We start from the raw sequence: 24,260 nt of genomic DNA on the forward strand, positions 1-24,260 counted from the left end.
GACTAAGAGCGGAACGCTTGCCGCGGTAATTGGTGCTGCCAGACATCTTGCAGCTCTAAGGCAGCGGCTAGCTGTAAGAGCTGTTTATCTTCACCAAACCGCCCGACTATTTGCACGCCCACCGGCAGCCCGTTGGCGGCAGTATGCAAAGGCACGGACATGGCGGGCTGGCCCGTCAAATTGGCTAATTGCGTGAACGGTGTGCGGCCAAGTGCATCCACTGCCAATCGCTTTAATAAGCCTGCCTTTAACGCCAGCGACGATGCCCCTGGAACCGCCAACACAGACATTAAGCGTTCACGTGCCGCTGATGGATAAAGTTCGCCAATTTTAGGCGCGGCATCGGCGGTTACCGGCATCACCAGCGCGTCAAAGCGTTGATGAAAATGGCTCATCTGTTCAGCGGCCACGTGCCAATAGCGTTTGGCCAGCTCGTAATCCTGCGCCAAAAGTTTGCCGCCCAACCGGCCGATAGCACGTGTGGCAGGCTCGATCGCCAAGCGTCGAACCGGCACGCCAGTCTGTTGGCTAATCCAGCGAAGGTCCGCCGCTAAATGGCCAAGGTAAAGCGTCAGGTAGCTATCCGCCAAAGCTTCTCCATCTACAGGCGGGTCGCACCACTCCACCTCATGGCCCATGTCCGTTAACGCGGCGGCCGCTTTATCAACCGCTGCGTTGATCTCCGGATTCAACTGCGTGCCCAAACCACGGCTTAAGGGATCACCAAGCGACACGGCAATACGTAACCGTTTAGGCGGAGCAGCCAGCGCCGCCACATAACCCGTTTCACGGGGCACCGGGTAAGGACCAGAAGGCGCCAAGCCGTTCACCTGCTCCAATAGCGCCGCGCTATCGCGCACGCTGCGGGTCACTGCATGCTCAATAACCGCGCCTTGCCATACTTCACTATGGCCAGGAGCAAGCGGCACCCGGCCACGAGTAGGCTTAAACCCAAATAGCCCGCAATAGCTAGCAGGGATACGGATCGAACCACCGCCGTCTCCGGCTAACGCCAGAGGTACTATTCCGCTAGCCACGGCGACAGCGGCACCACCGCTTGAACCGCCTGGCGAATACCCTGCTCGCCAGGGGTTAACCGGGTGCGGAAAGGCCTTAGGTTCGGTTATTCCCATCAACCCCAATTCAGGTGTCGCCGTTTGCCCAACGATGACCAGGCCAGCGGCTCTTGAGCGCTGGATAAGCAAAGCGTCCTCTTTGGGACACCACTGCGATAGCGCGGCACTGCCGAAAGCCAATGGCTCTCCGGCCAGCCCCATCAACAGGTCTTTACTCAAGGTGGGCACGCCGCTAAAGAGCGCGTTATCGGAGACGTCCCTGCTTTCTTTCCGGGCTTTCTCAAAACGCGTTCTGACAACCGCATGCAGAATAGGATTCAGCGTTTCAATGGCGGCAAAGGCAGCCTCTAAAACGTTTTCCCGACTCACCTCACGACGGCGGATCAGCTCGGCCAAGCCAGTGGCATCGTACTGCTGGTACTCATGTAGCTGCATTGCAGGCGCCTATTATGCTTTTCCCCCAGCCTAGCAGAGGGCTTTAATTAATTTTTCTTAACGCTCTCATTTTCTCTGCCCTTTCTCACTGAGCCTTAAGGCGTATTGCCTTTAAATTCAAAACTCACTATGTTGGAAAACAGATTGGGAACGTTCCCATTTTGATTGTTAAACGGATTACTCTGCGGATTTCCCCATGCCCGTTACCTCATCTCGCACCACGCTTATTGAAGTCGCCAAATTGGCGGGCACTTCTAAAACCAGCGTATCGCGTTTTTTTGGCCCAGAGCGCGAACGGCTAACGCCCAAGCTTCAAACACGCATTGCCGAAGCCGCTAATACCTTAGGCTATCAGCCCAACTTAATGGCACGGGGTCTTAAAGGCGGTGGTTCACGCTTATTGGGGATGCTGGTAGCCGACATCCGTAACCCTTTTTCAGTAGCCGTTGTTCACGGCGTGGAACAGGCTGCTCGCGCAAGCGGCTATTCGTTGATCGTCTGCAATACTGATAACGACCCAAAACAAGAGCAACAGCATTTACGCCTGCTGTCGGCCTATCAGGTAGAGGGCTTGATTATTAATGCTTCCGGGCAGCCTGAAGCACAGCTACAGGCAATAATGCGCAGCGGGGTGCCACTGGTACTGCTTGACCGCGATATTCACCAGCTAGACGCCGCGGTGATTGGGCTTGATAACGCCTTGGCCATTGATATGGCGCTGGAGCATTTGGTGGAGCAGGGGTATCGATCGATTCTCTACGCCAGTGAGTCACCTGATTACGCCAGCGCCCGCCAAGAGCGGCTGCAGCGCTTTACTCAACAGGCAGCAACTTTAGGTATAAACGGCCAGACGTTGATACTGAACAATGCCGTGGATCACACACAAACGTTAAACGCATTTGCCAGGCGTTCTGCTTCAGCCCCGGGAGCCGTGCTGTGTGCTAACGGCAGCGTTACGCTCGCCATGACGCGCAGTTTTCAAAAGCTGGGTATCGCCATAGGCCCGACCGGTTTAATGGGCATTGATGAGCTGGCGTGGTGTGAGCTGATAACCCCCGGCATCACTACACTGGCCCAGCCTACTGATGATATCGGCCAGGCGGCGGTCAGCTGTTTGCTCAACCAGCTTAATGGCCTAGCGCAGACATCGCCCACACGCTACCGCCACACACCGCGCTTGCAGGTCCGCGGCAGCACAACTCCTAAGCACGACCCAAAATACGTTTAAACAAGAGAATAACGCTATGCCACATGCACCAACCTCCTCCCCCCAGATACTCACCTTTGGCGAAGCCATGGCCATGTTAGTGGCCGATTTACCAGGCGACCTGGTTGACGTAGATCGCTTTCATCGCCGTTTGGCAGGCGCTGACAATAACGTCGCCATTGGCCTCTCACGCCTGGGTTTTCACGTTGGCTGGTTGAGCCGGGTAGGCAGCGACAGCCAGGGCCGCTTTATTCAGCAGGCCTTAAAAGCCGAAGGTATCGATGACCGATATATTCACCTTGATGCGCAACACCCCACCGGTCTGATGTTCAAGGAGCGCGCCGAGGGCGGTGCCGACCCACGGGTTGAGTATTTCAGGCGCGGCAGTGCCGCCAGCCACTTGAGCGTGGAAGACGCCGCTGCCATCGACTTTCAGTCGCTCACTCATCTGCATGCTACCGGCATTACCCCCGCGCTTTCTGAAAGTGCCCTGGAACTAACCCGCCACGTGATGCAGAAGGCGCGCGAAAGCGGCGCCAGTATTTCCTTCGACCCCAACTTGCGCCCGTCACTTTGGCCCAGCGAAGCCGTCATGCGTGATACCTTGAATGAGCTGGCAAGTCTTGCTGACTGGGTACTGCCGGGGCTTTCTGAAGGGCGGCTTTTGACCGGCTGCGATACACCCGAAGCGATTGCCGATTTTTATCTCGCTCGAGGTGCCAAGGCCGTTATCATCAAGCTGGGGCCAGAAGGCAGCTATTATCGCGGCACCCTGAACGGCACGTTGGAAAGCCTTCTGGCACCCGGCCAGCCGGTCGCTAAAGTTGTTGATACGGTCGGTGCAGGCGATGGCTTTGCGGTGGGCGTGATTAGCGCTTTGCTGGATGGCCGTACGCCGCAACAGGCGCTTGATCGCGGTAATCTGGTAGGTGCTCAGGCCATCCAGGTCGTTGGCGATATGGAAGGTTTGCCGACCCGGGATAAGCTTCGTGAGCTTGAACAGTAGAATCTGTTAATGTTTTATTTAATAAAAATATCAACACAACAGGAGACAAAATGAAAAAGAATATCATGGTAATGGGTCGACTCAGTGACTCTCAGCAGGAAGAGCTAGCACAGAACTTTACGTTACTTGAGCATTCAGGCTCACTGGATCTGACCCAGCCGGGTGTGGCTGAGGTACTTGCCAAAGCGCATGGCATTATCGGCTCCGGGCTACCCGTCACCCCCGAGCTGCTGGACGCCGCGCCCGCGCTTGAAGTTATTTCGACCGTCTCTGTGGGTTACGACAGCATCCCCGTGGATGAGCTAACCAAGCGCGGCATCATGCTGTGCAACACCCCCGATGTACTTACCGAAACAACGGCTGATATTGGCTTTGCGCTTATCATGGCGGCTGGCCGACGCGTGATCGAGCTTGCGGAAGTGGTCAAACAAGGCAAATGGAAGTCCAGTATCGGTCCTGATTTATTCGCCAACGATGTACACGGCAAAACGCTCGGCATGGTCGGATTTGGCCGTATCGGTGCGGCGATTGCTCGACGCGGCGCGCTGGGCTTTGGCATGCCGATTCTCTACTCAAACGCCTCACCGAAGGCTGAGCTTGAAAAAGAGCTGGGCGCAAAACGCTGTGAACTAGACACGCTTTTAGCAGAATCCGATTATGTATGTATTACCGTGCCCCTCACTCAGGAAACGGAAAAGCTGATTGGCAAGCGTGAGTTCTCGTTGATGAAGCCTTCAGCGGTTTTCGTCAATATCGCACGCGGTAAAGTGGTTGATGAAGCCGCTCTGATCGAGGCCTTGGAAAACGACACGATTCGAGCGGCCGGTCTTGACGTATTCGAGCAGGAACCCCTTCCCACCTCATCACCGCTTCCCCATATGCATAACGTGGTCGCGCTACCGCATATTGCCTCAGCCACCCATGAAACCCGCGAGGCAATGGCCCAACGCGCCGTGGATAATATTCGTTTAGCGCTTCAAGGTGAGCGCCCAATCAACGTCGTTAACGAAACGGTGCTTAATGCATAATCCGCTCGCAGCACCTGCACCGCTTTGCCTACTGTTTGATTGCGATGGCACGCTCGTTGACAGCGAAATTTTACTCGCCGAGGTGCTTGGGGAAGTCTTGCCTGAGTTCGGCTTGCCGTTTTCAGCCCGGCAATACATGGAAGAATTTCGCGGCATTCGCTTTTACACCATCGTACAGATGCTTGAAGAGCGTTTTGGCGTATTGGTAGAAGATCAATTTCCGGCAATGGAAGCACAAATGCGCGCCCGCATGGAGGCGCGCATGCGCGCAGAGCTTGAGCCGATAGCGGGCATTCCTGAGGCACTGGCAGCCTTAAGCGCCTACCCCAAGGCAGTAGTATCCAACGGGCCAGAGCGCAAGATTCGCTGCGCGCTGGAAAGCACGCGCTTAACGCCGCACTTTGGGGAGCAGATCTTTAGCGCTTACACGCTGAACGTGTGGAAGCCCGACCCTGCACTTTACCTTCAGGCAGCCTCAGCAATGGGCTACGCCCCCGAGCAATGTATCGTGATCGACGATGCGGCGGTGGGCATAGAAGCAGGCTTGGCGGCGGGCATGCACGTTATCCATATCAACCACTTCCCCGAAGAGGAAACCACGCCTGAAGGCGCGATTGGTATACAGCATGCTCACGAACTACCTGACGTGATTGCCCGCCTTGGTAGCGCAGTCACTAGTTAGCACAACACGTAAGGCGCTGATACAGCCTCCTTGTTGGTATACACAGCAGTTGAAGGGAGTGAGACGATGAAACTATTTTCGCTGCACGGCCAGGTCGCCATGGTGACCGGCTGCAATAAAGGCCTGGGGCAAGGTATTGCCCTGGCGCTGGCTCAAGCAGGAGCGGATATTGTCGGTGTTAGCCGACGCCCTGCCGATGATACAAAGCACCAGGTCGAAGCGCTGGGGCAGCGCTTTTACGCGGTTGAGGCGGAGCTTGGCCAGCATGCGCCAAGCGAGATTGTAAGCCAGGCCATCACACAAGCAGGCAAGCTGGATATCCTGGTCAACAATGCTGGCATTATCCGCCGGGCGCCAGCCATTGAGTTTTCTGAAGAAGACTGGGACGCAGTGCTAGACGTTAACTTAAAGGCCGCGTTCTTTCTGGCTCAACACGTTGCCAAGCATCTTATTGAGCGCAAAGCGCCCGGCAAAATTGTCAATATCGCCTCACTGCTCTCTTTCCAAGGCGGCATTCGCGTCCCCTCTTACACCGCCAGCAAAAGCGGGCTTCAAGGCCTCACTCGCCTACTAGCCAACGAGTGGGCCGCCCACGATATCAACGTAAATGCGATCGCCCCTGGGTACATGGCAACCGATAACACCCAAGCGCTGCGCGACGACCCCCAACGGCATGACGAAATACTCGGCCGTATTCCGGCTGGCCGCTGGGGAACGCCTGACGACTTGGCGGGCGCAGTCATCTTTTTGTGCTCTGACGCAGCCCGCTACGTTCATGGCCACACGCTAGCCGTGGATGGCGGTTGGCTTGCGCGCTAGAAGCAGGTAGTCAAATGCTCTTTAACGTTTAAGTCATTATCGACTAACAGCACCTGGCGCCATTTATCGAACGTTAAACAGGGGTGAGAGGCGCCAAACGCAACGATATCACCCACTTCTACATCCTGAGCCTCTTTGGGAAGCCTCACGAACGTGTGCTGATCCATGATATTCGTCACTTCCCAACCAGCCACCGACAACAGTTGCTCAGGGGTACCGGCTTCCCTGTAGCGACGCAGGGCAATGGGTAACTGATCATGGCCGATATCGCGCTTGCCTAATGCGATGATGGCAAGCCCCGGCTCAGGAAGCGACTGTACCTGTGCAAAAACTTCCAGGGCAGGCTCAAGGCCTTCCGGCAAATCAGGCCGACGGGCAAGCACGGCGGATTGCGCCTCACGATACAGCCCATGGTCGTGAACTACGTAACACCCTGGGCGTAATACGGCTGTAAATTGATCTTGAAGCGGCGCTCCTTCAAAAGCTTCTGCAATCACGTCATACCAGGCAGAACCCGATGCCGTGACGATGGGCTCAGGTTCTGAAAAGCGCTTTGCTGCCTCAAGCTCTACCGCCACATCCACTAGATATTTAGCGTAAGCACGAATACCGGCTTCTGGATCAGCGCCGTGCACGACGCCTTCATAGCCTTCCAACCCCGCCAATGACAGCGCGAGTTCTTCAGCAATAGTCTCGGCCAGAGAGAGTATCTGTTGCTGGGTACGGCAGCCGCACCTTCCACCTGGAACACCTACCTCAATCAAAACCGGTAAGATCAGGCCTCGCTGGGCAAAAAAGCGCCCAAGCTGGCGTACGTTTTCCTGGCTGTCTACGACACAGTAAAACGTTGCACCTTGTTCTATCAGGCTAGCGACAATGGCCATATTCGCCTGCCCCACCAACTGGTTAGCCATCAATAGCCGGGTAATCCCATGAGCAAAAGCTGCGCGGCACTGTGGTGCCGTCGCCAAGGTAATCCCCCATGCCCCCGCCTGAATCTGACGATGAAAAAGCGCTGGCGTCATAGTGGTTTTACCATGAGGCGCCAAGCGGGCGCCGTGGGCTTCGGCAAAACGCTGCATCCACGCCACGTTATGCAGAAGCGGGCCTTCATGCACCACGGCGGCAGGCAGACTGACGCCCCCCAACAGGTTAGGGCCTAACTCCACACTGCCTTTATCTACTGCTGACGCCATTGATTGCATGTACCCATCTCCTGGAGTTTTAAGCGCATTTAATCATATCAGAACAGGTGCCCGAGCCAACTCTTGCGAACACTGGAGCACCCTCTACACTTCGCTAATTGCTAGCCATTAGTGCGCAAATAGCCCCGCTGATTTAACTCATCAGCGGGGCTATTCTATTGTGAAGAGAAATACATGGAAGAGTAATGGGTTATCTAGCAGTTAACTGCCCCACCGCCTGCTCTACACCGAGTAATTCGGTCAGGCCTCGCATACACCCATAAAACGGGTAATTAAATCACTTCCCTCCCGGACGTTCCGTATTGAGCAATCTCAACTTCGCGCAAAGGAGCCGAACGCGAAGTCGACTGGAACTGGACTATCGATAATATGGATGGGGCCTTCGAGTTGGCCGTCATCCGACTTGATACGAAACACCACGATGGTGTCCGAGTTCTGATTGCCTACGTAAAGGAAAGTGCCCGAAGGCTCGATGTTCATACCTCGCGGGATCTGCCCTTGGCTCTGAACCCACCCTGCTGAGGTCAACTGCCCTGATTCGGGATCAACCTTGAACATGGCGATGCTATCCATCCCGCGATTGGTAGCGTAGACCCAACGCCCGCTCGGGTGAATCTTAATTCCCGCCGTCGTATTCGTTCCCGTCGGTACTTCACCTGGATTATTAGGATTGAATGAAGGGCGGGTGAAAGTGGTATCTTGCGGTAAAGTCGATATCGATTGGAGCCATATAAATGCTCCCCGGCGTGGCTCGAAATCGAATACATCAATGGTGGAAGAAAGCTCGTTGATTACGTAGGCTCGATTATCGTCAGGATGAAATACCAAGTGGCGGCAGCCACTGCCGGATGGCACGTGGGCCTGGGGCACAGGTCCCGGCATTAGTTTGCCAGTAGCTAGTTCGAGTTCCCAAGCAAGAATCGAATCTCCGCCCAAATCTATGCCGAAAACATGCTGAGCACCGGGGTTGGACAGCATCATATGGGCGTGTGGGCCTTCCTGTCGAACAGGGTCGGGCCCACTTCCATTGCCTGACGCCTGAAACTGGTCGCTCATGGGTTCAATTTCACCCTCATCACCGAGCGGGAATACAGAAAAAGTACCCGTGCCGTAATTGGCCGCAAATAGATAACGTCCGGAGGGGTGAACGGCACAGTAGCAAGGCCAAGTGCCTTGAGTCGAGCGTGTATTGATCAGCGTTAGTCGCCCACTCCGCTCATCAATTTCATAAGCACTGATACGTCCTAACGGCGCTCCTTTGTCGTCCTCGCCAAGCTCATTGACACAGTAGATGTATCGTTTTGACGGCGCCATTGCCAAGTAAGACGGATTGTCGGCCTTTACCGTCTGGACGGGACTCAGATTGCCGGTTTCAAGATTCATCTTGTAGACATAAATGCCTTCGGCCTGACTTGGAATAACGCCACCGGGCGCCGTATTTGGTGACGAATAAGTGCCGACGTATAAATACTGCTCATTGGCGGGCGAACCCATCGAGTCCGAGTTCTGTGCGAAGGCGCCATGTGCCGTTGCTACCCAGGCTGCGCTGACACCAATGGCTTGCAAGAACGAGCGCCTAGAGAGTTTGGAGTTGTGCTCTGGAATACCCGAGCTTTGTTTTTGTTGTTGCAGATCTTTTTTTATTTTCATTTTTGATGACTCCATTGAACAGTAATCAGACACTACCTTGGCTAGCCGTACGTTTTATTAGAGAAATCAGTTTCGCCAAGCCATAGCCAACTCTACGGAGATAAGCGACGAATCGCGAACTCCACGCCACGCAGTTCGGCAAGCCCACGCATACGGCCATAAAGTGGATAGCCCGGCGCGGTTTTACGCTGCTGATCGTCGAGAATATGGTGGCCGTGGTCGGGGCGTAACGGCAAACGCGCCCCGCCCTGTTTTTCACGGCGACGCTCTTCTTCGACCAGTGCCTGGATAACGCCGACCATATCAACGTTACCTTCCAGGTGCGGCGCTTCGTGGAACGAACGTGGGTCCGCCTCGCGCTTTGTAGCACGCAGGTGGATAAAGTGAATATGCGGAGCAAAGTGGCGAGCCATGGCAACCAGGTCGTTGTCTTCACGAACACCATAAGAGCCGGTGCAAAACGTTAGGCCATTGGCCGGGCTGGGCACATGCTCCACCACCCACTGTGCATCCTCATGAGTTGACACCACTCGCGGCAAGCCCAGAAGCGGCCGGGGTGGATCATCCGGGTGGATCGCCATACGAATGCCGACTTCTTCAGCCACTGGAATAATCGCCTGTAAAAAGTAGCCAAGATTTTCGCGCAGCTTTTCCGCATCAATCTCGGCATACTCCGCCAGCACATCCCGAAACTGTTCCAGCGTATAGTGCTCTTCAGCCCCTGGCAGTCCGGCGATCAGTGTGGTCACCAGCTTGTCACGGGCGGACTGATCAAGCGTCTCCAGGTAGCGTTGCGCCATATGCTTATCCGCTTCGCTATACTCAGCCTCGGCCCCTGGCCGCTTAAGAATAAAGAGATCAAAAGCAGCAAACGCGGTGTGATCAAAGCGCAGCGCCAGCGCGCCGTCCGGCAGTACATGGACGAGATCCGTGCGCGTCCAGTCGAGCACCGGCATAAAGTTGTAGCATACCGTGTCGATGCCACAGGCCGCCAAATTGCGCAGCGTTTGACAGTACGTTTCAATCAACGCATCGCGCGCCGCAAGCCCCTGCTTTATCGCTTCATGGACCGGAACACTCTCAACTACCGACCAGCTTAACCCAGCGGCCTCAATCATGGCCTTGCGCGCTTGAATCGCCTCGACCGGCCATACCTTATCGTTGGGTATTTCATGCAGCGCCGTCACAATACCAGTCGCGCCGGCCTGCCGGATTTCTTCAAGACGTATGACATCGTTAGGGCCAAACCAGCGCCAGGTATGTTCCATAGATAACTCCCTATTCTTCGATGCCTAGCGCTGCGAGCGCGGCGTTTAACCCGCTTTGCGTCAAGGCGCGATAAGCTGCTAGCACATCGTCAACAAATGACTGATTCGCCGCCAACGCAGATGGCACAATTTCATCAATGGCTAAAAAGGCGTTTACCAGCGCGACCGGGTGACCACCGTGAGTCTGGTGCAGCTCCGCAAACTGTTTGGCCATAGGGTCATCAACGGTATAGGGCTGGCCGTTTAGCGCTTGACCATCGGTATAACGAATCCATGCGGCCATGCCCAGCGCCACGCAGGGAGACGCCAGCCCGGTGCTAGCCCGCTCAAGCGCTCCGCTTAACCAGCGCTGGGGTAGCTTCTGGCTACCGTCCATGGCAATTTGCTGAAGCCGGTGGCGCAAGCTGTCATTGGCAAATCGCGCCAGCAGTGAATCCGCGTAGGCCGTCAAGTCAGTACCTTCGGGCATTTCAAGCGTGGGCGCGGCCTCTTCAAGCATATAGCGGCGCAATAGCGCACGCAGCGGCGTATGGCCCACACCGTCGAAGACCGTTTCAATGCCTTCTAGTGCACCAAGATAAGCAAGCAGTGAGTGGCTGCCGTTGAGCATACGCAGCTTCATGGTTTCAAACGGCGCTACATCGCTTACCATCTCGACGCCTTCAGCTTCCCAGCCAGGTCTTCCCAGCGGAAAGTGGTCTTCAACCACCCACTGTGAAAACGCCTCGCCCACCACGGCATTGGGGTCGTTGACGCCAAGCTTAGCAAGGCGCTCGAAGTCAGCGTCGGTCATCGCAGGCACGATGCGGTCGACCATCGAGCTCGGAAACGCCACCTGCTCTGCGATCCATTCAGCCAGCGCGGCACTGCGCTGTTCAGCAAGGCGCACAACCGCCATTCGGGTGCGCTGTCCGTTATGGGGCATATTGTCACAAGAAAGTACCGCAAACGGCTCGATACCCGCCGCATGACGTCTTGCCAGTGCTTCTACCAATAACCCAGGCGCCGTACGCGGCTGCTGAGGGGAGGCAATGTCACCCGAAACCATCGGGTCATCTACCCTTAGCTCGCCACTGGCCGGATTGAGAAAGTAGCCTTTTTCCGTCACGGTCAGGGTGACGATACGCGTACTCGGCGCCGCCAGACGGTCAAGCAGCGCATCTCTATCCCGCCCCCAGTTGCCCGAAGCATCGCGGCCTGAGAACAACGTTTCTTCAATCACGCCGATCTCGCGCAGCGTCAGCGTCTGACTATCGGCATATTCCGCCACCTGATAGCGGTAACCCGCCTTGCGCAGGTTATCTACCAAATCAACACTTGAGCGTAAATTGGCGCTACATACGCCCCACTCGCCATCGCCTGTGCGCTGGCGATAGCGCTCAAGATAAACCGCTTGGTGAGCACGGTGAAATGCGCCCAAGCCAAGGTGGACGATACCGATCTGACCGCTTTGCGACACGGCCTCAATACGTTGCACACTCATACCTAGTTACTCCCCATCAGCAGATTAGGCAGCCACAGCGAAATAGCTGGTACGTAGGTCACCAGCATAAGTACTGCCAGGTTGCACAGCAGGAAAGGCACGATTGCGCGGGCAACCGTCAGCATAGGCAGCTTGCCAATACCGGCCACCACAAACAGACATACGCCCACAGGCGGTGTAGTCAGACCGATCATCAGGTTGAGCACCGCGATTACGGCAAAGTGCACCGGATCCACGCCGACACCTGTGGCCACCCCCACCAGCGCGGGGAAGAGAATGATCAGCGCGGCGATGGTTTCCATAAAGGCGCCAACGAACAGCAGGATCAGGTTGAGAATCAGCAGCACGATCAGCGGGTTTTCGCTGATGGAGAGAATCAGCGTGGCGATCATCTGGGGTATCTGCTCGCTGGTCAGGATCCAGCCGAACAGGTTGGCCAGGCCCACCATCAGCAAAAGCGCTGACGAGGTCAGAACGGTGTCCACCAGAATGCCCGGAAGCTTGCGCCAGGTAAGCCCCTTGTAGACATACATGCCTACCACCAAGGCGTAAAGACTGGCCACAACCGAAGCTTCGGTAGGCGTAAAGAAGCCGCCGATGATGCCGTAAAGAATGATCACGGTCATCAACAGTGCCCAGAAGGCTGTTTTCGCTTCACGCAGAAGCTGCAGGACCGGCACCCGTTTCTCTTTTGGATAGCCCCGGCGCACGGCGAGAATGTACACCGTGATCATCATGGCCAAGCCCATCAAAAGGCCGGGGACCGCGCCTGCCAGAAACATCCGTCCAACCGAAATACCGCTTAACGAGCCTGCAATAATCATCGGCACGCTGGGAGGAATAATCGGCCCAACGGTAGATGAGGCGGCGGTAACGGCAGCGGCAAACGGCTTGTCGTAACCCGAGCGCGCCATGCCGGGAATCATCACCGAGCCGATACTCGCCGAGTCCGCCACGGCGGTGCCGGAAATACCGCCAAAAATCATTGAGCCGCCCACGTTGGCAAGGCCCAGGCCGCCGCGAATATGTCCAAGCAAGGCATTGGAGAAGCGCACGATGTGCTCGGTAATATTGCCCACGTTCATCAAGTTACCGGCCAGCACGAAGCCCGGAATACACAGCAGAACGAAGGTGTCGATGCCCGCGTACATGCGCTGGGGCACGATGGTCAGCGAAATGCCTTCCATCAGTAGATACGACATTGAAGCGATACCGAGCGCAAAGGCGATAGGCATGCCCACCAACAGTAGTATCAGGAAAACGCTGAATAAAATAATGACTTCCATGCTTACGACTCCTGTTCACGAGAGGCAGAGGAGCGACACATTGCGATGATTCCCTCAAGACATCCCAGTACGCTATAAACCAGGAGCAGCGCAAAGGTGACTACTGTTGAGAAAAAGATGTACAGCATGGGCACCCGCAGTGTGGGGGATGTCTGCCAAGTGCCGTTCTGGGCGTACTGCCAGGCATAAGGCAGCACCAGAAAAGCAAACACGCCGATCATCAGACAGATCAGCGCTTGAAACGCCGCTTTCATGCGCGGGCCAAGCATATGATGGAAAAGCTCGACGCTGATATTACGGTGTTGGCGCATGACTACCCCAACCGACAGCGCCACCATATAGATAAACAGATAGCGCGAGAGCTCTTCGGTCCAGGCGATGGAAAACGGCAGGAATAACCGTGAACTCACCTGCAGCAGCACCGTAGCGGCAATCGCGACCAGCGCCAGTACTGAAAGAGTAAGAAAACAGGCATCCACCCAGCCTATCAGGCGCCCGATGGGGCCTTGCAGCTTGGGCACCGCCGACATCGAATCCAGACTCTCCAACGCTTCTTGTTCAAGCGCTTTTTGATCCGAGCTCATAAACGTATCCTCATGGGACAGACTGCTCTTGCAGACAGAACTTGCAAACTGAGAATGGGCTGGCACGCGGCCAGCCCATTCTCACTACCAACCGTCTTACAGGTCTTGAATGGCGTCGAAGATTTCACGCTGTTCAGGTGTCAGGGCTTCCAGCACCGCCGGACGGGCCGCTTCAGCGAAGGCATCCACGTCTACTTCGATGAATTCCATGCCACGCTCTTGAAGGGCTTGCTCCAGGCGCTCCTGGTCTTCTACAAACAGCTCGGACTCGTAAGCCTGCATGGTATCAGCCGCGTCGCGCACTACCTGCTGAAGCTCTTCAGGCATTTTTTCAAGCTGATTACGGCCAATCACCACGTAGATCCAGCTGCGCACGTGACCGGTCATGTTCACGTAGTCCTGAACCTCATTGAAGCTGGCGCTTTCGATCAGGCTCAGCGGGTTTTCCTGACCTTCCAGGGTGTTCTGTTGAAGCGCGGTAAACACTTCGCTGAACGCCATTGGGGTAGGACGTGCGCCCATCGCCTGCCAGGTATCTACAAACAGCGGCACGTTAGGCACGCGCAAGCGTAAGCCGTCCAGGTCATCCGGCGTGCGGATAGGTCGATTGGATGTCAGCTCGCGAGGGCCACGTTCAAACCAGGCTAGCGGCACCAGATTGGTACGCTCGATGATCTGCTCTTCAATCTCGGCACCGACCTCGCCGTTAACGACGGCATGCAGATGCTCAGAATCCCGGAAGGCATAAGGCACGGCCATCATGGCCGCCTTGGGCGCCCAGTTTTGCAGGCTCTCGCCGGTAATCGTCATGTCCGCTGTGCCCAACTGAATGCTGTTGATCACATCCATTTCATTACCCAACTGCTCGCTGGGGTAAAGGCGAACTTCAATGCGTCCGTCAGAGTTGGCTTCCACCTCCTCCTTGAACTTCTCGGCGGCCTGGTGCCAGATGTTCTGCTCGTTGGCAAGATGCCCAAAACGCAGCGTGTAGTCGGCGGCCAGCGCCGATTGCGCGCTGAATACCATCGTTGCAAGTACTGCACTGGTTAACAGTTTCTTAATCATTTTATCGCTCCTGCACTTCTGCATTGTTGGTTGTTAGTGCGTGTGGTTAAGATGAGTTGGCGTGTCCTTCAGGGATTGATTTGGATCAACACCTTACGGGCTTCTTCAGGACGGTGATCAAGCATATCGATGGCGCCGGGCATCTCGCTTAGCGGCAGTCGATGGCTAACCAGCGCCAGAGGGTCCAGCTTGCCGCTTGCCATGAGCGCAAGCACCTCCGGAAACTTACGATTGTTGAGCCGCGAGCCAACCAGGGTCAGCTCTTTCTTGATCACTTCAAGCTGTATCAAATCGCTTGGCTGGACGCTGAAACCGAGCAGGCCGATGCGCCCGGCGGGCGATGCCAGGCGCAACATCTGAGGCAATAGCGCCGGCACGCAGGCGGCATCAGCAATCAGCGGCACGCCCTCGCCTTCGGTCAGTGCCAGAATCTCTTTTTCGACATCCTGAGTGCGGCTATTGAGCACGTGGGTCGCCCCCAGCTCCTTGGCCGCGGCCAGGCGCTCGTCGATCACGTCGGTAACGATAATCTCGTCGATGCCCATGGCGCGGGCCATCTGCAGGATAGTCATGCCGATCATACCGGCGCCTAGAATCAGAAGCCGATCACCGCGGTGCGGCTGCATGCGGTCCAGCACGTTCGCGGCGATGGTGTAAGGCTCCACCAGTGCGGCGGCGTCAAGCGCAATATGCTCGGGCACCTGGTGCACGTTGGCTGCCGGCACACAGACGAACTCCTCAAAACCGCCGTTACGGTGCACGCCGATCACTTCCAGAGCGCTACATACGTTGGGTCGATTAATGCGACACGGATAGCAGGTGCCGCAACTGATGACCGGGTCGACACAGACGCGATCGCCGACGCTTACATCCGCTACGCCCTCGCCCAGCGCCTCGATGACGCCAGCAAACTCGTGACCGGTGATGCGTGGAAAGCGTACGAAAGCGTTATCGCCGTGAATGATATGCATGTCGGAACCACAGATTCCGGCAAACGCTACGCGTACCAGTACCTCGCCCGCCGCCGGGGAGGGAATTTCAACCTCGGCAACCTTAAAATCGTGAGGCGCGTTGACCTGAAATGCTTGCATGGATGCGAAACTCCTTACCCGTTCTTTAGGTCACCAATGCCAGAGGGTGCCATCTTCCAACCGATTGACCGGCAGACTGGCGCGCTTGTAGGGGTACTGTTTGGCAAGCTCTTCGTCGATATCCACGCCGTGCCCCGGCGTTTCACCGACGATAAAGTGGCCATCCTCAAAACGATAATCGTGAGGAAACACTTCGTTAGTCGCGCTGGTGTGAGGCATGTATTCCTGAATACCAAAGTTAGGTACCCAGGTATCAAAATGGATAGCCGACCCCAAGCAAACCGGGGAGAGATCCGTTGGCCCGTGGAAACCGGTCCGCACATGATAAAGGCCGGCTAAATCAGCAATGCGGCGCACATGAGTGATACCGCCTGCGTGAGTGAGCGTGGCGCGAATATAGTCGATCCACTGGTTTTCAATCAGCGCTTTGGCGTCATGTATGCTATTGAACACTTCACCCACGGCCAGCGGTGTGGTGGTGTGCTGGCGTATAAGCCCAAACGCTTCCTGGTTTTCAGCAGGGACACAGTCCTCAAGCCAGAAAAGATGATAAGGCTCAACTTCCTTGCCCAGGCGGGCGGCTTCAATGGGCGTCAGACGATGGTGTACATCGTGCAGAATATGCAGGTCATCACCGAAGCGCTCGCGTACGGCGGCAAACAGTTTGGGCACGTGGTTTAGATATTTGCTGGTGCTCCACACATGCTCGGCGGGCAAATCGGCATCCGCAGGCTCGTAGGGCTCGCCATCTTTCTTGGCCACACCATAAATGCTCGCAATGCCGGGTACGCCTGCCTGCACACGCACGGCTTTGTAGCCTTCATCCACATGGCGGGCGACTTCTTCAAGACACGACTCGATATCGCGTCCCGTCGCGTGGCCATACACCATCACGCGCTCGCGGCTCTTACCGCCCAGCAGTTGATAGAGCGGCATACCCGCGAGTTTCGCTTTAATATCCCAAAGCGCCATGTCGACAGCGGCAATCGCGCTCATGGTAACCGGGCCACGACGCCAGTAAGCGCCACGATACAAGTAATGCCAAATATCTTCGATACGCTGCGGGTCACGGCCAATCAAGGCAGGAATGACGTGCTCATCAAGGTAGGCCACTACGGCCATTTCACGGCCATTGAGCGTGGCATCCCCGATACCGTAAGTTCCTTCGTCAGTCACAATCTTTAAGGTGACGAAATTGCGCCCCGGCGAGGTGACAATAGTATAGGCATGTTCGATTTTCATGGAGTTGCCTCCTCAATGAGGGATACCGTTTCCTGAGTATCGAACATCTCGGGAAACCGCTTTACTAAATCGGGTAGCGAAACAAAAATCTCACGCAGATGGCGCCGCATGGCCTGCTCGGCCATTGCTATATCGCGGTCTTCAATGGCAGACACAATATGGGCGTGCTGGTCGATCAAACGGGCGATGGGGGTGGTATCAGGAACGCTTAAGTAGCGTACGCGGTCCATCTGAGCTCTTACCTCTTCAATGACTTTCCAGGCGGCCTGCTGCCCAACTGCCAGCGACAACGTCTTGTGAAAACGCTCATCCAGCCGGTAAAAGCGAATGGTGTCGTGAGGCTCAATGCAGCGGCGCTGGCGCTCAAGTAAGTCATGCAGCTCTGTGAGCACATCCGGCGCAAGCCCCTTGGCCGTTGCCTGGCGCACCACGGCCACCTCCACCGCTTCACGTACAAAACGTGCTTCCAGCACCGCGCCTTGGGATATCTTGACAACATAGGTGCCACGCTGAGGCCTGACTTCGACAAGTCCCGCCTCCGAAAGACGGATAAAAGCTTCACGTACCGGCTGGCGGCTGACCGAAAAAGCATCCGCTACTTCTTTTTCAGAAAGCGCTTTGCCCGGGGGCAGCACCATCTGAATGATGGACTGGCGCAATACCTGGTAAAGACGCTGACGAACCGACTCGGTCTCCGACGTCTCCTGCCATAGCGCCTGTAGCGTAATATTGATATTGCTCATTTGCAGCAGCCTGAATTAAGGGGGCCTGTCGCCCTAACTGATATGACTAGTATGGTAGTATGGCAACGCAAACAAAAGCCCTTTAAACCTATACTTTGGTTGCAGGTGAATCACCATGAAACGTCCGCTTTACTCAGGCTCAAATTATAAAAAAGCCCTAAACATTCATGATTTAGAACGTATCGCCAAGAAAAAACTGCCGAACTTTGTATTCGAATATGTTTATGGCGGCAGCGATGATGAACATACGCTGCGTCATAATCGCGCCGTGTTCGATCAATATCTGTTTGAACCTAAAACGATGACTAACGTAGGTGCACGCGATTTAAGCACGACATTGTTTGGCCGCTCTTACCAAATGCCATTGGCGATTGGGCCAACGGGCTTTAACGGCATGCTGACGCGTGATGGGGATTTAAAACTAGCCTATGCCGCCCGTGATGCCGGCATTCCTTTCGTGCTAAGCAGCGTTTCAACTACACGCCTTGAAGACATCGCTGCCATCGAAGGGCTTACCGCCTGGATGCAGATCTATTTTTATCGTGACCGCGACTTTGTTAAATCGATGATACAGCGCTGTGTTGATGCAGGCTTTGAGGCCATCGTTGTAACGACAGACAGCGCAATTTACGGGAATCGCGAATGGGATGTACGCAATTTTAGCCGCCCCATGAAACCCTCCCTGCCCAACCTGCTTCACCTACTCACCAAACCAGGCTGGATGAGCGATGTGCTGATACCCGATGGCCTGCCTACGTTTAAAAACCTGGATGATTTGCTGCCACCCGATAAACGTAACGCTCAAGGTGCTTCACAGATAATTGGCCCGCAGCTAGACCCATCGCTCAACTGGGAAGACATCGCCTGGCTCCGTGATTTATGGCCAGGCAAGATCATTCTAAAGGGAATTATATCGCCGGAAGAAGCTGAACAGGCCGTACGGTTGGGTATCGATGGCATCGTACTTTCCAACCACGGTGGACGACAGCTTAATCACTCGCTCTCACCCATGGATACACTGGCCGAGGTTAAAGCTATTACAGGCGAGCGCTGTCATTTATTCGTGGATAGCGGCTTTCGACGCGGCACCGATATTATAAAAGCGTTGGCGCTAGGAGCAGACGCCGTGTGGCTTGGAAGAGCCACGCTTTATGGTTTAGCGGCTGGTGGTCAGGCGGGTACGCAGCATGCGCTTAATCTACTGCGAGGAGAAGTAGACAGGACCTTGGGCCTGTTAGGGTTCACTACTATCCAGGATTTAACCTCTGCTTGCTTGAGCAAACGTAAACTTTGAGTTTATTCATCTATTCAAGATTGCAAGAGCGCCGCTGGACGACCGCTCTTGCCTTTAAAATCAGGTTACTTAAATATCCACTAAGTCGCCTACTTGGACGTTAGACCTATTTTTAAAAGCGCTTCAGAAAATAACAACAAACAAAATCATTGAATTTAAAACAAGTTAAACATTATTTAATCTTCTGCAAACATCTAACCCAGCCCCTATTATTAACTGACTTATAGAATGAAAAACTAGCCCCTTATTATTTTATAAACGGCGCCCGGCTTAAGGACGTATATTTAACAGGAGAGGTTTACTATGAGCATACAGAATTTTAAAGAGTGCATTGAAGCCTGCAATATATGTGCGGTCTATTGCGATAATTGCGCTACTTCCTGCCTTCAGGAACCCACTCTTGGCAACATGGCGGAATGCATTCGCCTGGATATACAGTGCGCACAAATTTGTCGCCTGGCCGTCGCCTTTATGGCCCAAGGCAGCGAGTATGCTCAGGACATCTGTCAGCTGTGTGCGGATATCTGTCAAAAGTGCGGCGACGAATGTGGGCAACATGAAGCTGATCATTGCCAGGAATGCGCTCAAGCGTGCCACCGCTGCGCCAGTCTATGTGCATCAATGGTGGCCTAAACCGAAATCTCAGCCAGAACCCACATACCGTTCTGCTTTAGCAATTAAGTTGAAAAACAGTTCAATACGCCTAACTTATGAGGTGAGCAGGGCTTGAGCGAACCCATGCTCACTTTTTTTATAGGTTTTATTTATTAGCTATTATATAGATTCCCTCTTAACGGAAGCGGCTTAACGATGCAAAGCAAGGACAGCTTTATAACATTCGTTTTTCGGCCCAGCAGACTGATCATTTTGGCGGTGTTAGCTTTGGCCGGTTGCCGTTACCCGGTCAATATTGAGCGCCCCATGGCAGATATGCAGGGCGGCGAGCTGAACATTGGTCTTTCTGAGAATCCACCTTGGGTCATTAATACCGACCAGGGTCCGGCCGGGCTGGAAGTCGAAATAATCCAGGCGCTTGCGGAAAATATGGACGCCACCATCAACTGGCACTGGGATAGCGAGGGCAATCTGTTAGCAGCGCTATCTCACTACCAGCTGGACTTGGTGATCGGTGGCCTTACCCAGGATTCAAATGTAAGCGCGCTCGCCGCGCCCACTAAGGCTTACTATAAGAGCCGCTATTTAGTCGGCGTGCCCGAGGGCACCCCAATACCCAGCAACCTGGAAGGTGTTGAGGTGACCGTTCCGGTTGTTAACCATATCGCTCGCGCGCTTAAAAAAGAGGGTGCAATCCCTCGCCCTACCCCAGACCTTGGCACTCAAAATGAAGCGGTCGCCAACCCATCATGGTGGCTTCATGCGCATAACTACCAAATAGGCGACTGGGAAATCGCGACCGATCAACATGTCATGGCGCTGCCCAAAGGCGAAAATGCCTGGATGCTTGCCGTGCAACGGCATTTAAATAGCTACCCTGATATTGAACAACGCCTTCAACGCCTGGAGGCAGGCCGATGAAAATACGCAAGCTATATCACCTGCCACCGGATAAGCAGCAGGATCTCAACTATCTCATTCGCCTTGAATGGTGGAATTTAGCATTTCGTATTTCCATTGTATCGGTGCTCGCGCTGGTACTGGGAAACAGCCAGGCAATGAAAGTCGCGTGGCTGGAAGACATGCTGTCGCTCATTCCGCCTATTGCCTTCTTGTTGGCCGTGCGGTTTCGCAAACGTCCGCCTAATGAGACATACCCCTATGGGTATCAACGCGCCACTATTATTGCCTTTTTATGCACGGCAACTGCGCTAAGCGCGATGGGACTGTTTCTACTGGGTGATTCGTTGCTTAAGCTTGTCCATCAGGAACACCCGAGTATCGGCGCCATTACCTTGTTTGGTGAAACGATATGGATGGGTTGGGTGATGGTTGGCGTGCTGATTTACAGCGTTATTCCACCTGTCATTATCGGGCGCTTACAGACCAAAGCCGCGGCAAAAGTGCATGAGAAGACCGTGTTTGCCGATGGGAAGATGAGCAAAGCCGACTGGATGACAGGGATGGCTGCCATCGTTGGTGTACTGGGTGTGGGAGCCGGCTTTTGGTGGGCGGACGCAGCGGCTGCGGCCATTATCGCCCTGGATGTTACCAAGGATGGTATTACCAATTTAAAAGAAGCCGTAGGCGACCTACTTGACCGCCGCCCTCACTTTACCTCTCGCGAAAAACCGGAATACATGGAAGAAGCGCTGGAAGCCGAGCTTCGGGCCATGCCCTGGGTAGCCGCCGCCTCAGTACGCTTACGCGAAGAAGGCCCAATCTTCAGCGGAGAAGCCTTTGTAACCCCGCATAGTAACGATGACCTGGCGCGCCATCTTAAAGAGGCCTCACAGCACCTTAATAATTACGACTGGCGTATTTATGAAGTCGTCGTTACTGCCTGGCCTAATGAGGAACACATACCTTCTCCTGCCAACGCCACCCCGCCATAAACCAATATGGCCGACTAACGTCGTTATAAATGATCGAAAGGACGCTCTATATGACAGAAAGCACACTGGCTGGCGTGATAGGCGTTCTTCTTGTTGCGCTGGCCAATTTTGATGCCATTCGTACCACGCTTTCCGCCTCTCACTCAGGGCCCGTCACCAATCGCTTGATTAGTGGTGTTTGGTCGATACTGCTATTGATTCATCGAACCCGGCGCTGTCATTGGTTACTCGCCGCCGCGGGCCCATGGATAACGATCGGGCTTCTTTTAGTCTGGGTAATAACGTTATGGCTGGGCTGGCTATTGGTTTTCTGTGGCGGGTCAGATGCTGTTGTGAATGCCAACACCCAGGCATCGGCCAGTTTGGTCGAACGTATCTACTTTACCGGTTATACCCTTACCACACTGGGCTATGGCGATTTTGTGCCGGGTAATGATCGCTGGCGCCTGGTCCCCACCTTGGCAGCAGCCAATGGCTTTTTCCTGTTTACGCTGTCGATTACTTACATGCTTAATATCGTTTCTAACGTTACCCAAAAACGTCACTTAGCGCTGTCTATCAGTGCGCTAGGCGAAAGCCCGCTAGAAGTTCTTAACACCACCCATGACAATGGGAAATTTACCAGCTTAAGCCAGCAGCTATCGCCTATTCAGCAAACTATCAGCACACTTGGCCAACAGCACCTCGCCTACCCTATTCTTCACTATTACCACGCGGGCAGTAGCCAGAAATCACTCCCGTTAGCGTTAGCGCGGCTTTATCAGGCGCTCATACTGGCAACCATCGCCAATCCTGACCTTAGCGCTGCCACCCACACTCAGTTCACTATAACGCTGCGCGTCATCGATCAATTTCTTGATACGTTGGATAGTGCGTTCATCCACGCCGCACCGCATTTGCCGCCTTTTCCAGCTCTTGAGGCCTACAAGACCTTACCGGGATTCGATGCATCACAAAAACAGATGCAGGAGGGATTAAGCGATCACTCTCAAAAAGTACTGCTCGCCTATATTCAGAAGGATGGCTGGGAGTGGGAAGATATCTGGCAGTTAGCCGAAGAGAAAAGTGCCTCATAAATTCGAGGCCGCCCCCCTCACACTAAGCTACATGTGAAAGGGGCGGTTTGGCTAAGCGGCGTTTAGCGCTTTGGCCGGGCCGAAATGCTCAAAGTGACGATGGGTCTCCGCGACACCCAAAAGCTCCAGACTCTGGTTGATCGCCGCCATGAAACCATGGGGGCCAACGAAGTAGCAGCGGCTGTTAGGTGCTAGATACTTGGCCAGCACGGCTTCATTTATCCGGCCCTGATGGTCCCCCTGGCTGCCCTGTTCAAGCACGGTAACTGCGGTCAACTGATCAGGGTTGGCGGCGGCCAGCTCATCAATAGTTTTGGCAAACGCACGGCTATCCATATCGATAGCCGCATGCAGGTAGGTAACCTGGCGACCCTGGCTAAGCGCCTGTTTGGCAATCGGCAACAGCGGTGTCTGGCCGATGCCGCCGCTGATCAAGAGCAGAGGCTCGTCACCTTTCTTGAGGGTCAACTCACCGGCAGGGGGTAATAGTTCGATCACATCACCTACCGTCAGCTGGTCATGGAAAAAGCGGCTGGCCACACCGTGCGGTTCACGCTTGATGGATAACCGGTAGGAGCGGCCGTTGGGCACATCAGAAAGACTGTAATGGCGGGACGCTTGTACGCCGTCGATATTCAGCTTCACCCCGATGTACTGCCCCGGCGAATAGTCGGCCACCGGGCCACCATCTTCAGGCTCCAGAATGAACGAGCGGATAACACGGCTCTCCTGATGCGTAGCGGCAATACGAAAACGCCGCGTGCCCCGCCAGCCGCCGGGCAGCTGTTCAAACTCCTGGTAACGCTTGGCTTCCAGGTCGATGAGAAGATCGGCAAGCTCTTGATAAAGCGCGCCCCAGGCATCGGCCACCTCTGCCGTCACGGCGTCGCCAAGCACCTCACAGATGGCAACCAGCAGGCACTCGCCCACGATCGGGTAGTGCTCGGGCTGGATATCCAGCGACACATGCTTGTTCACCACGGTTTCCATGATCTGGCGCGCCGTTTGCGGATTCTGGCGCACGCCCACATAGGCAAGAATCGAGGCCGCCAGCGCGCGCGGTTGCCCACCGTCTTTCTGGTGTGTCTGGTTGAACAGTGACTTGACCTGCGGGTAGCGTTCGAACATCAGCGGGTAAAAACGCGCGGTAATCGTGTTGAGATGTTCCGCTACCACGGGAGCCGTGGCGGCAATGATCTGTTCTTGTGCCTGTGTCAGCATAATGGCCTCTTTTCAACGTCCTACTAAAGATTCATATTGAATACACCTTTAAAATATCAGGTTTTGCCGAGCCAATGTATGAGCTGCGTCAATAAAACGCTTTTGCGTAAAAAGCGGTTATACCCCTTTTAACCACGGCACTACAGGCAAAACGAAATCATTAAAACAAGCGCTTCGCTAGTGCTTATAGCAGTGCTTTATTGTCGCTTGCTGTATTTACAGTGTCGCCTTAAGTCAATAATCAACCATCTACGCTCGCCATACTGATGTTCTTTACGAATATCAGTTT

The 24,260-nt window shown here is 54.8% G+C and carries 22 protein-coding genes; 10 read left to right on the top strand and 12 right to left on the bottom strand.

Features of this window, described 5'->3' with window-relative positions; genetic code table 11:
• Positions 1-2 precede the first annotated feature (2 nt).
• Positions 3-1,511: an amidase gene (locus INT33_RS02080; RefSeq protein ID WP_193090963.1), complete on the bottom strand. Its 1,509-nt coding sequence runs from the start codon at positions 1,509-1,511 to the stop codon at positions 3-5.
• 196 nt (positions 1,512-1,707) lie between these two features.
• Between INT33_RS02080 and INT33_RS02085 the strand changes: the two genes are divergently transcribed.
• The 5 genes from INT33_RS02085 to kduD all read left to right on the top strand — a co-directional run bounded on the left by INT33_RS02085 (position 1,708) and on the right by kduD (position 6,253).
• Positions 1,708-2,739: a LacI family DNA-binding transcriptional regulator gene (locus tag INT33_RS02085; RefSeq protein WP_193090964.1), complete on the top strand. Its 1,032-nt coding sequence runs from the start codon at positions 1,708-1,710 to the stop codon at positions 2,737-2,739.
• Between the two features lie 16 nt (positions 2,740-2,755).
• Positions 2,756-3,724 (top strand): sugar kinase, encoded by a 969-nt coding sequence (locus INT33_RS02090; protein WP_193090965.1) that lies wholly within the window; start codon positions 2,756-2,758, stop codon positions 3,722-3,724.
• Between the two features lie 50 nt (positions 3,725-3,774).
• Positions 3,775-4,752, top strand: coding sequence for a 2-hydroxyacid dehydrogenase (locus INT33_RS02095; RefSeq protein WP_193090966.1), 978 nt, complete (start codon positions 3,775-3,777; stop codon positions 4,750-4,752).
• Positions 4,745-5,434 (top strand): HAD family hydrolase, encoded by a 690-nt coding sequence (locus tag INT33_RS02100; RefSeq protein WP_193090967.1) that lies wholly within the window; start codon positions 4,745-4,747, stop codon positions 5,432-5,434. Before INT33_RS02095 ends, INT33_RS02100 begins: the two co-directional genes overlap by 8 nt.
• Before the next feature lie 66 nt (positions 5,435-5,500).
• Positions 5,501-6,253, top strand: a complete 753-nt coding sequence (kduD, locus tag INT33_RS02105; protein ID WP_192537046.1) for a 2-dehydro-3-deoxy-D-gluconate 5-dehydrogenase KduD — start codon at positions 5,501-5,503, stop codon at positions 6,251-6,253.
• Here kduD and INT33_RS02110 read toward each other — a convergent pair.
• From INT33_RS02110 to INT33_RS02155, 10 genes are all read right to left on the bottom strand, one after another.
• Entirely contained in the window at positions 6,250-7,458 is a 1,209-nt protein-coding gene (locus tag INT33_RS02110) for an amino acid deaminase (protein WP_193090968.1), read from the bottom strand. The two genes, kduD and INT33_RS02110, sit on opposite strands and share 4 nt — an antisense overlap.
• Before the next feature lie 312 nt (positions 7,459-7,770).
• Positions 7,771-9,123, bottom strand: coding sequence for a lactonase family protein (locus INT33_RS02115; RefSeq protein ID WP_319643903.1), 1,353 nt, complete (start codon positions 9,121-9,123; stop codon positions 7,771-7,773).
• Between the two features lie 77 nt (positions 9,124-9,200).
• Entirely contained in the window at positions 9,201-10,376 is a 1,176-nt protein-coding gene (gene uxuA / locus INT33_RS02120; protein WP_193090970.1) for a mannonate dehydratase, read from the bottom strand.
• A gap of 10 nt (positions 10,377-10,386) precedes the next feature.
• Positions 10,387-11,859, bottom strand: a complete 1,473-nt coding sequence (locus tag INT33_RS02125; protein WP_192537042.1) for a mannitol dehydrogenase family protein — start codon at positions 11,857-11,859, stop codon at positions 10,387-10,389.
• A gap of 2 nt (positions 11,860-11,861) precedes the next feature.
• Entirely contained in the window at positions 11,862-13,145 is a 1,284-nt protein-coding gene (locus INT33_RS02130) for a TRAP transporter large permease (protein WP_193090971.1), read from the bottom strand.
• Between the two features lie 2 nt (positions 13,146-13,147).
• Positions 13,148-13,729, bottom strand: coding sequence for a TRAP transporter small permease (locus INT33_RS02135; protein WP_172116235.1), 582 nt, complete (start codon positions 13,727-13,729; stop codon positions 13,148-13,150).
• 96 nt (positions 13,730-13,825) lie between these two features.
• Positions 13,826-14,794, bottom strand: a complete 969-nt coding sequence (locus INT33_RS02140) for a TRAP transporter substrate-binding protein (protein ID WP_192537041.1) — start codon at positions 14,792-14,794, stop codon at positions 13,826-13,828.
• A 68-nt stretch (positions 14,795-14,862) separates the two neighbouring features.
• Complete coding sequence (locus INT33_RS02145) at positions 14,863-15,885, bottom strand: Zn-dependent oxidoreductase (protein ID WP_192537040.1); 1,023 nt, start codon at positions 15,883-15,885, stop codon at positions 14,863-14,865.
• 30 nt (positions 15,886-15,915) lie between these two features.
• Positions 15,916-17,127, bottom strand: a complete 1,212-nt coding sequence (gene manD, locus INT33_RS02150; RefSeq protein WP_018915609.1) for a D-mannonate dehydratase ManD — start codon at positions 17,125-17,127, stop codon at positions 15,916-15,918.
• Positions 17,124-17,870 carry a GntR family transcriptional regulator gene (locus INT33_RS02155; protein ID WP_192537039.1) on the bottom strand — a complete coding sequence of 249 codons (747 nt, stop codon included), beginning with the start codon at positions 17,868-17,870 and terminating at the stop codon, positions 17,124-17,126. Before INT33_RS02155 ends, manD begins: the two co-directional genes overlap by 4 nt.
• 115 nt (positions 17,871-17,985) lie before the next feature.
• On the opposite strand from INT33_RS02155, the gene INT33_RS02160 reads away from it, so the two are divergent.
• From INT33_RS02160 to INT33_RS02180, 5 genes are all read left to right on the top strand, one after another.
• Complete coding sequence (locus tag INT33_RS02160) at positions 17,986-19,164, top strand: alpha-hydroxy acid oxidase (protein WP_193090972.1); 1,179 nt, start codon at positions 17,986-17,988, stop codon at positions 19,162-19,164.
• Between the two features lie 303 nt (positions 19,165-19,467).
• On the top strand, positions 19,468-19,797 hold the full coding sequence (locus INT33_RS02165; RefSeq protein ID WP_018915606.1) for a four-helix bundle copper-binding protein: 330 nt from the start codon (positions 19,468-19,470) through the stop codon (positions 19,795-19,797).
• Positions 19,798-20,085: 288 nt separating this feature from the next.
• On the top strand, positions 20,086-20,700 hold the full coding sequence (locus INT33_RS02170) for a transporter substrate-binding domain-containing protein (RefSeq protein ID WP_226940030.1): 615 nt from the start codon (positions 20,086-20,088) through the stop codon (positions 20,698-20,700).
• A complete protein-coding gene (locus INT33_RS02175) occupies positions 20,697-21,674 on the top strand; it encodes a cation diffusion facilitator family transporter (protein WP_018915604.1) in 978 nt (325 codons plus the stop codon). Before INT33_RS02170 ends, INT33_RS02175 begins: the two co-directional genes overlap by 4 nt.
• A gap of 50 nt (positions 21,675-21,724) precedes the next feature.
• Positions 21,725-22,750: a potassium channel family protein gene (locus INT33_RS02180; protein WP_172116228.1), complete on the top strand. Its 1,026-nt coding sequence runs from the start codon at positions 21,725-21,727 to the stop codon at positions 22,748-22,750.
• A gap of 51 nt (positions 22,751-22,801) precedes the next feature.
• Here INT33_RS02180 and hmpA read toward each other — a convergent pair whose 3' ends face one another.
• Positions 22,802-23,971 carry an NO-inducible flavohemoprotein gene (gene hmpA, locus INT33_RS02185; protein ID WP_172116227.1) on the bottom strand — a complete coding sequence of 390 codons (1,170 nt, stop codon included), beginning with the start codon at positions 23,969-23,971 and terminating at the stop codon, positions 22,802-22,804.
• Positions 23,972-24,260 lie beyond the last annotated feature (289 nt).

Source organism: Halomonas colorata, from assembly GCF_014897985.1.
Taxonomy (GTDB): domain Bacteria; phylum Pseudomonadota; class Gammaproteobacteria; order Pseudomonadales; family Halomonadaceae; genus Vreelandella; species Vreelandella colorata.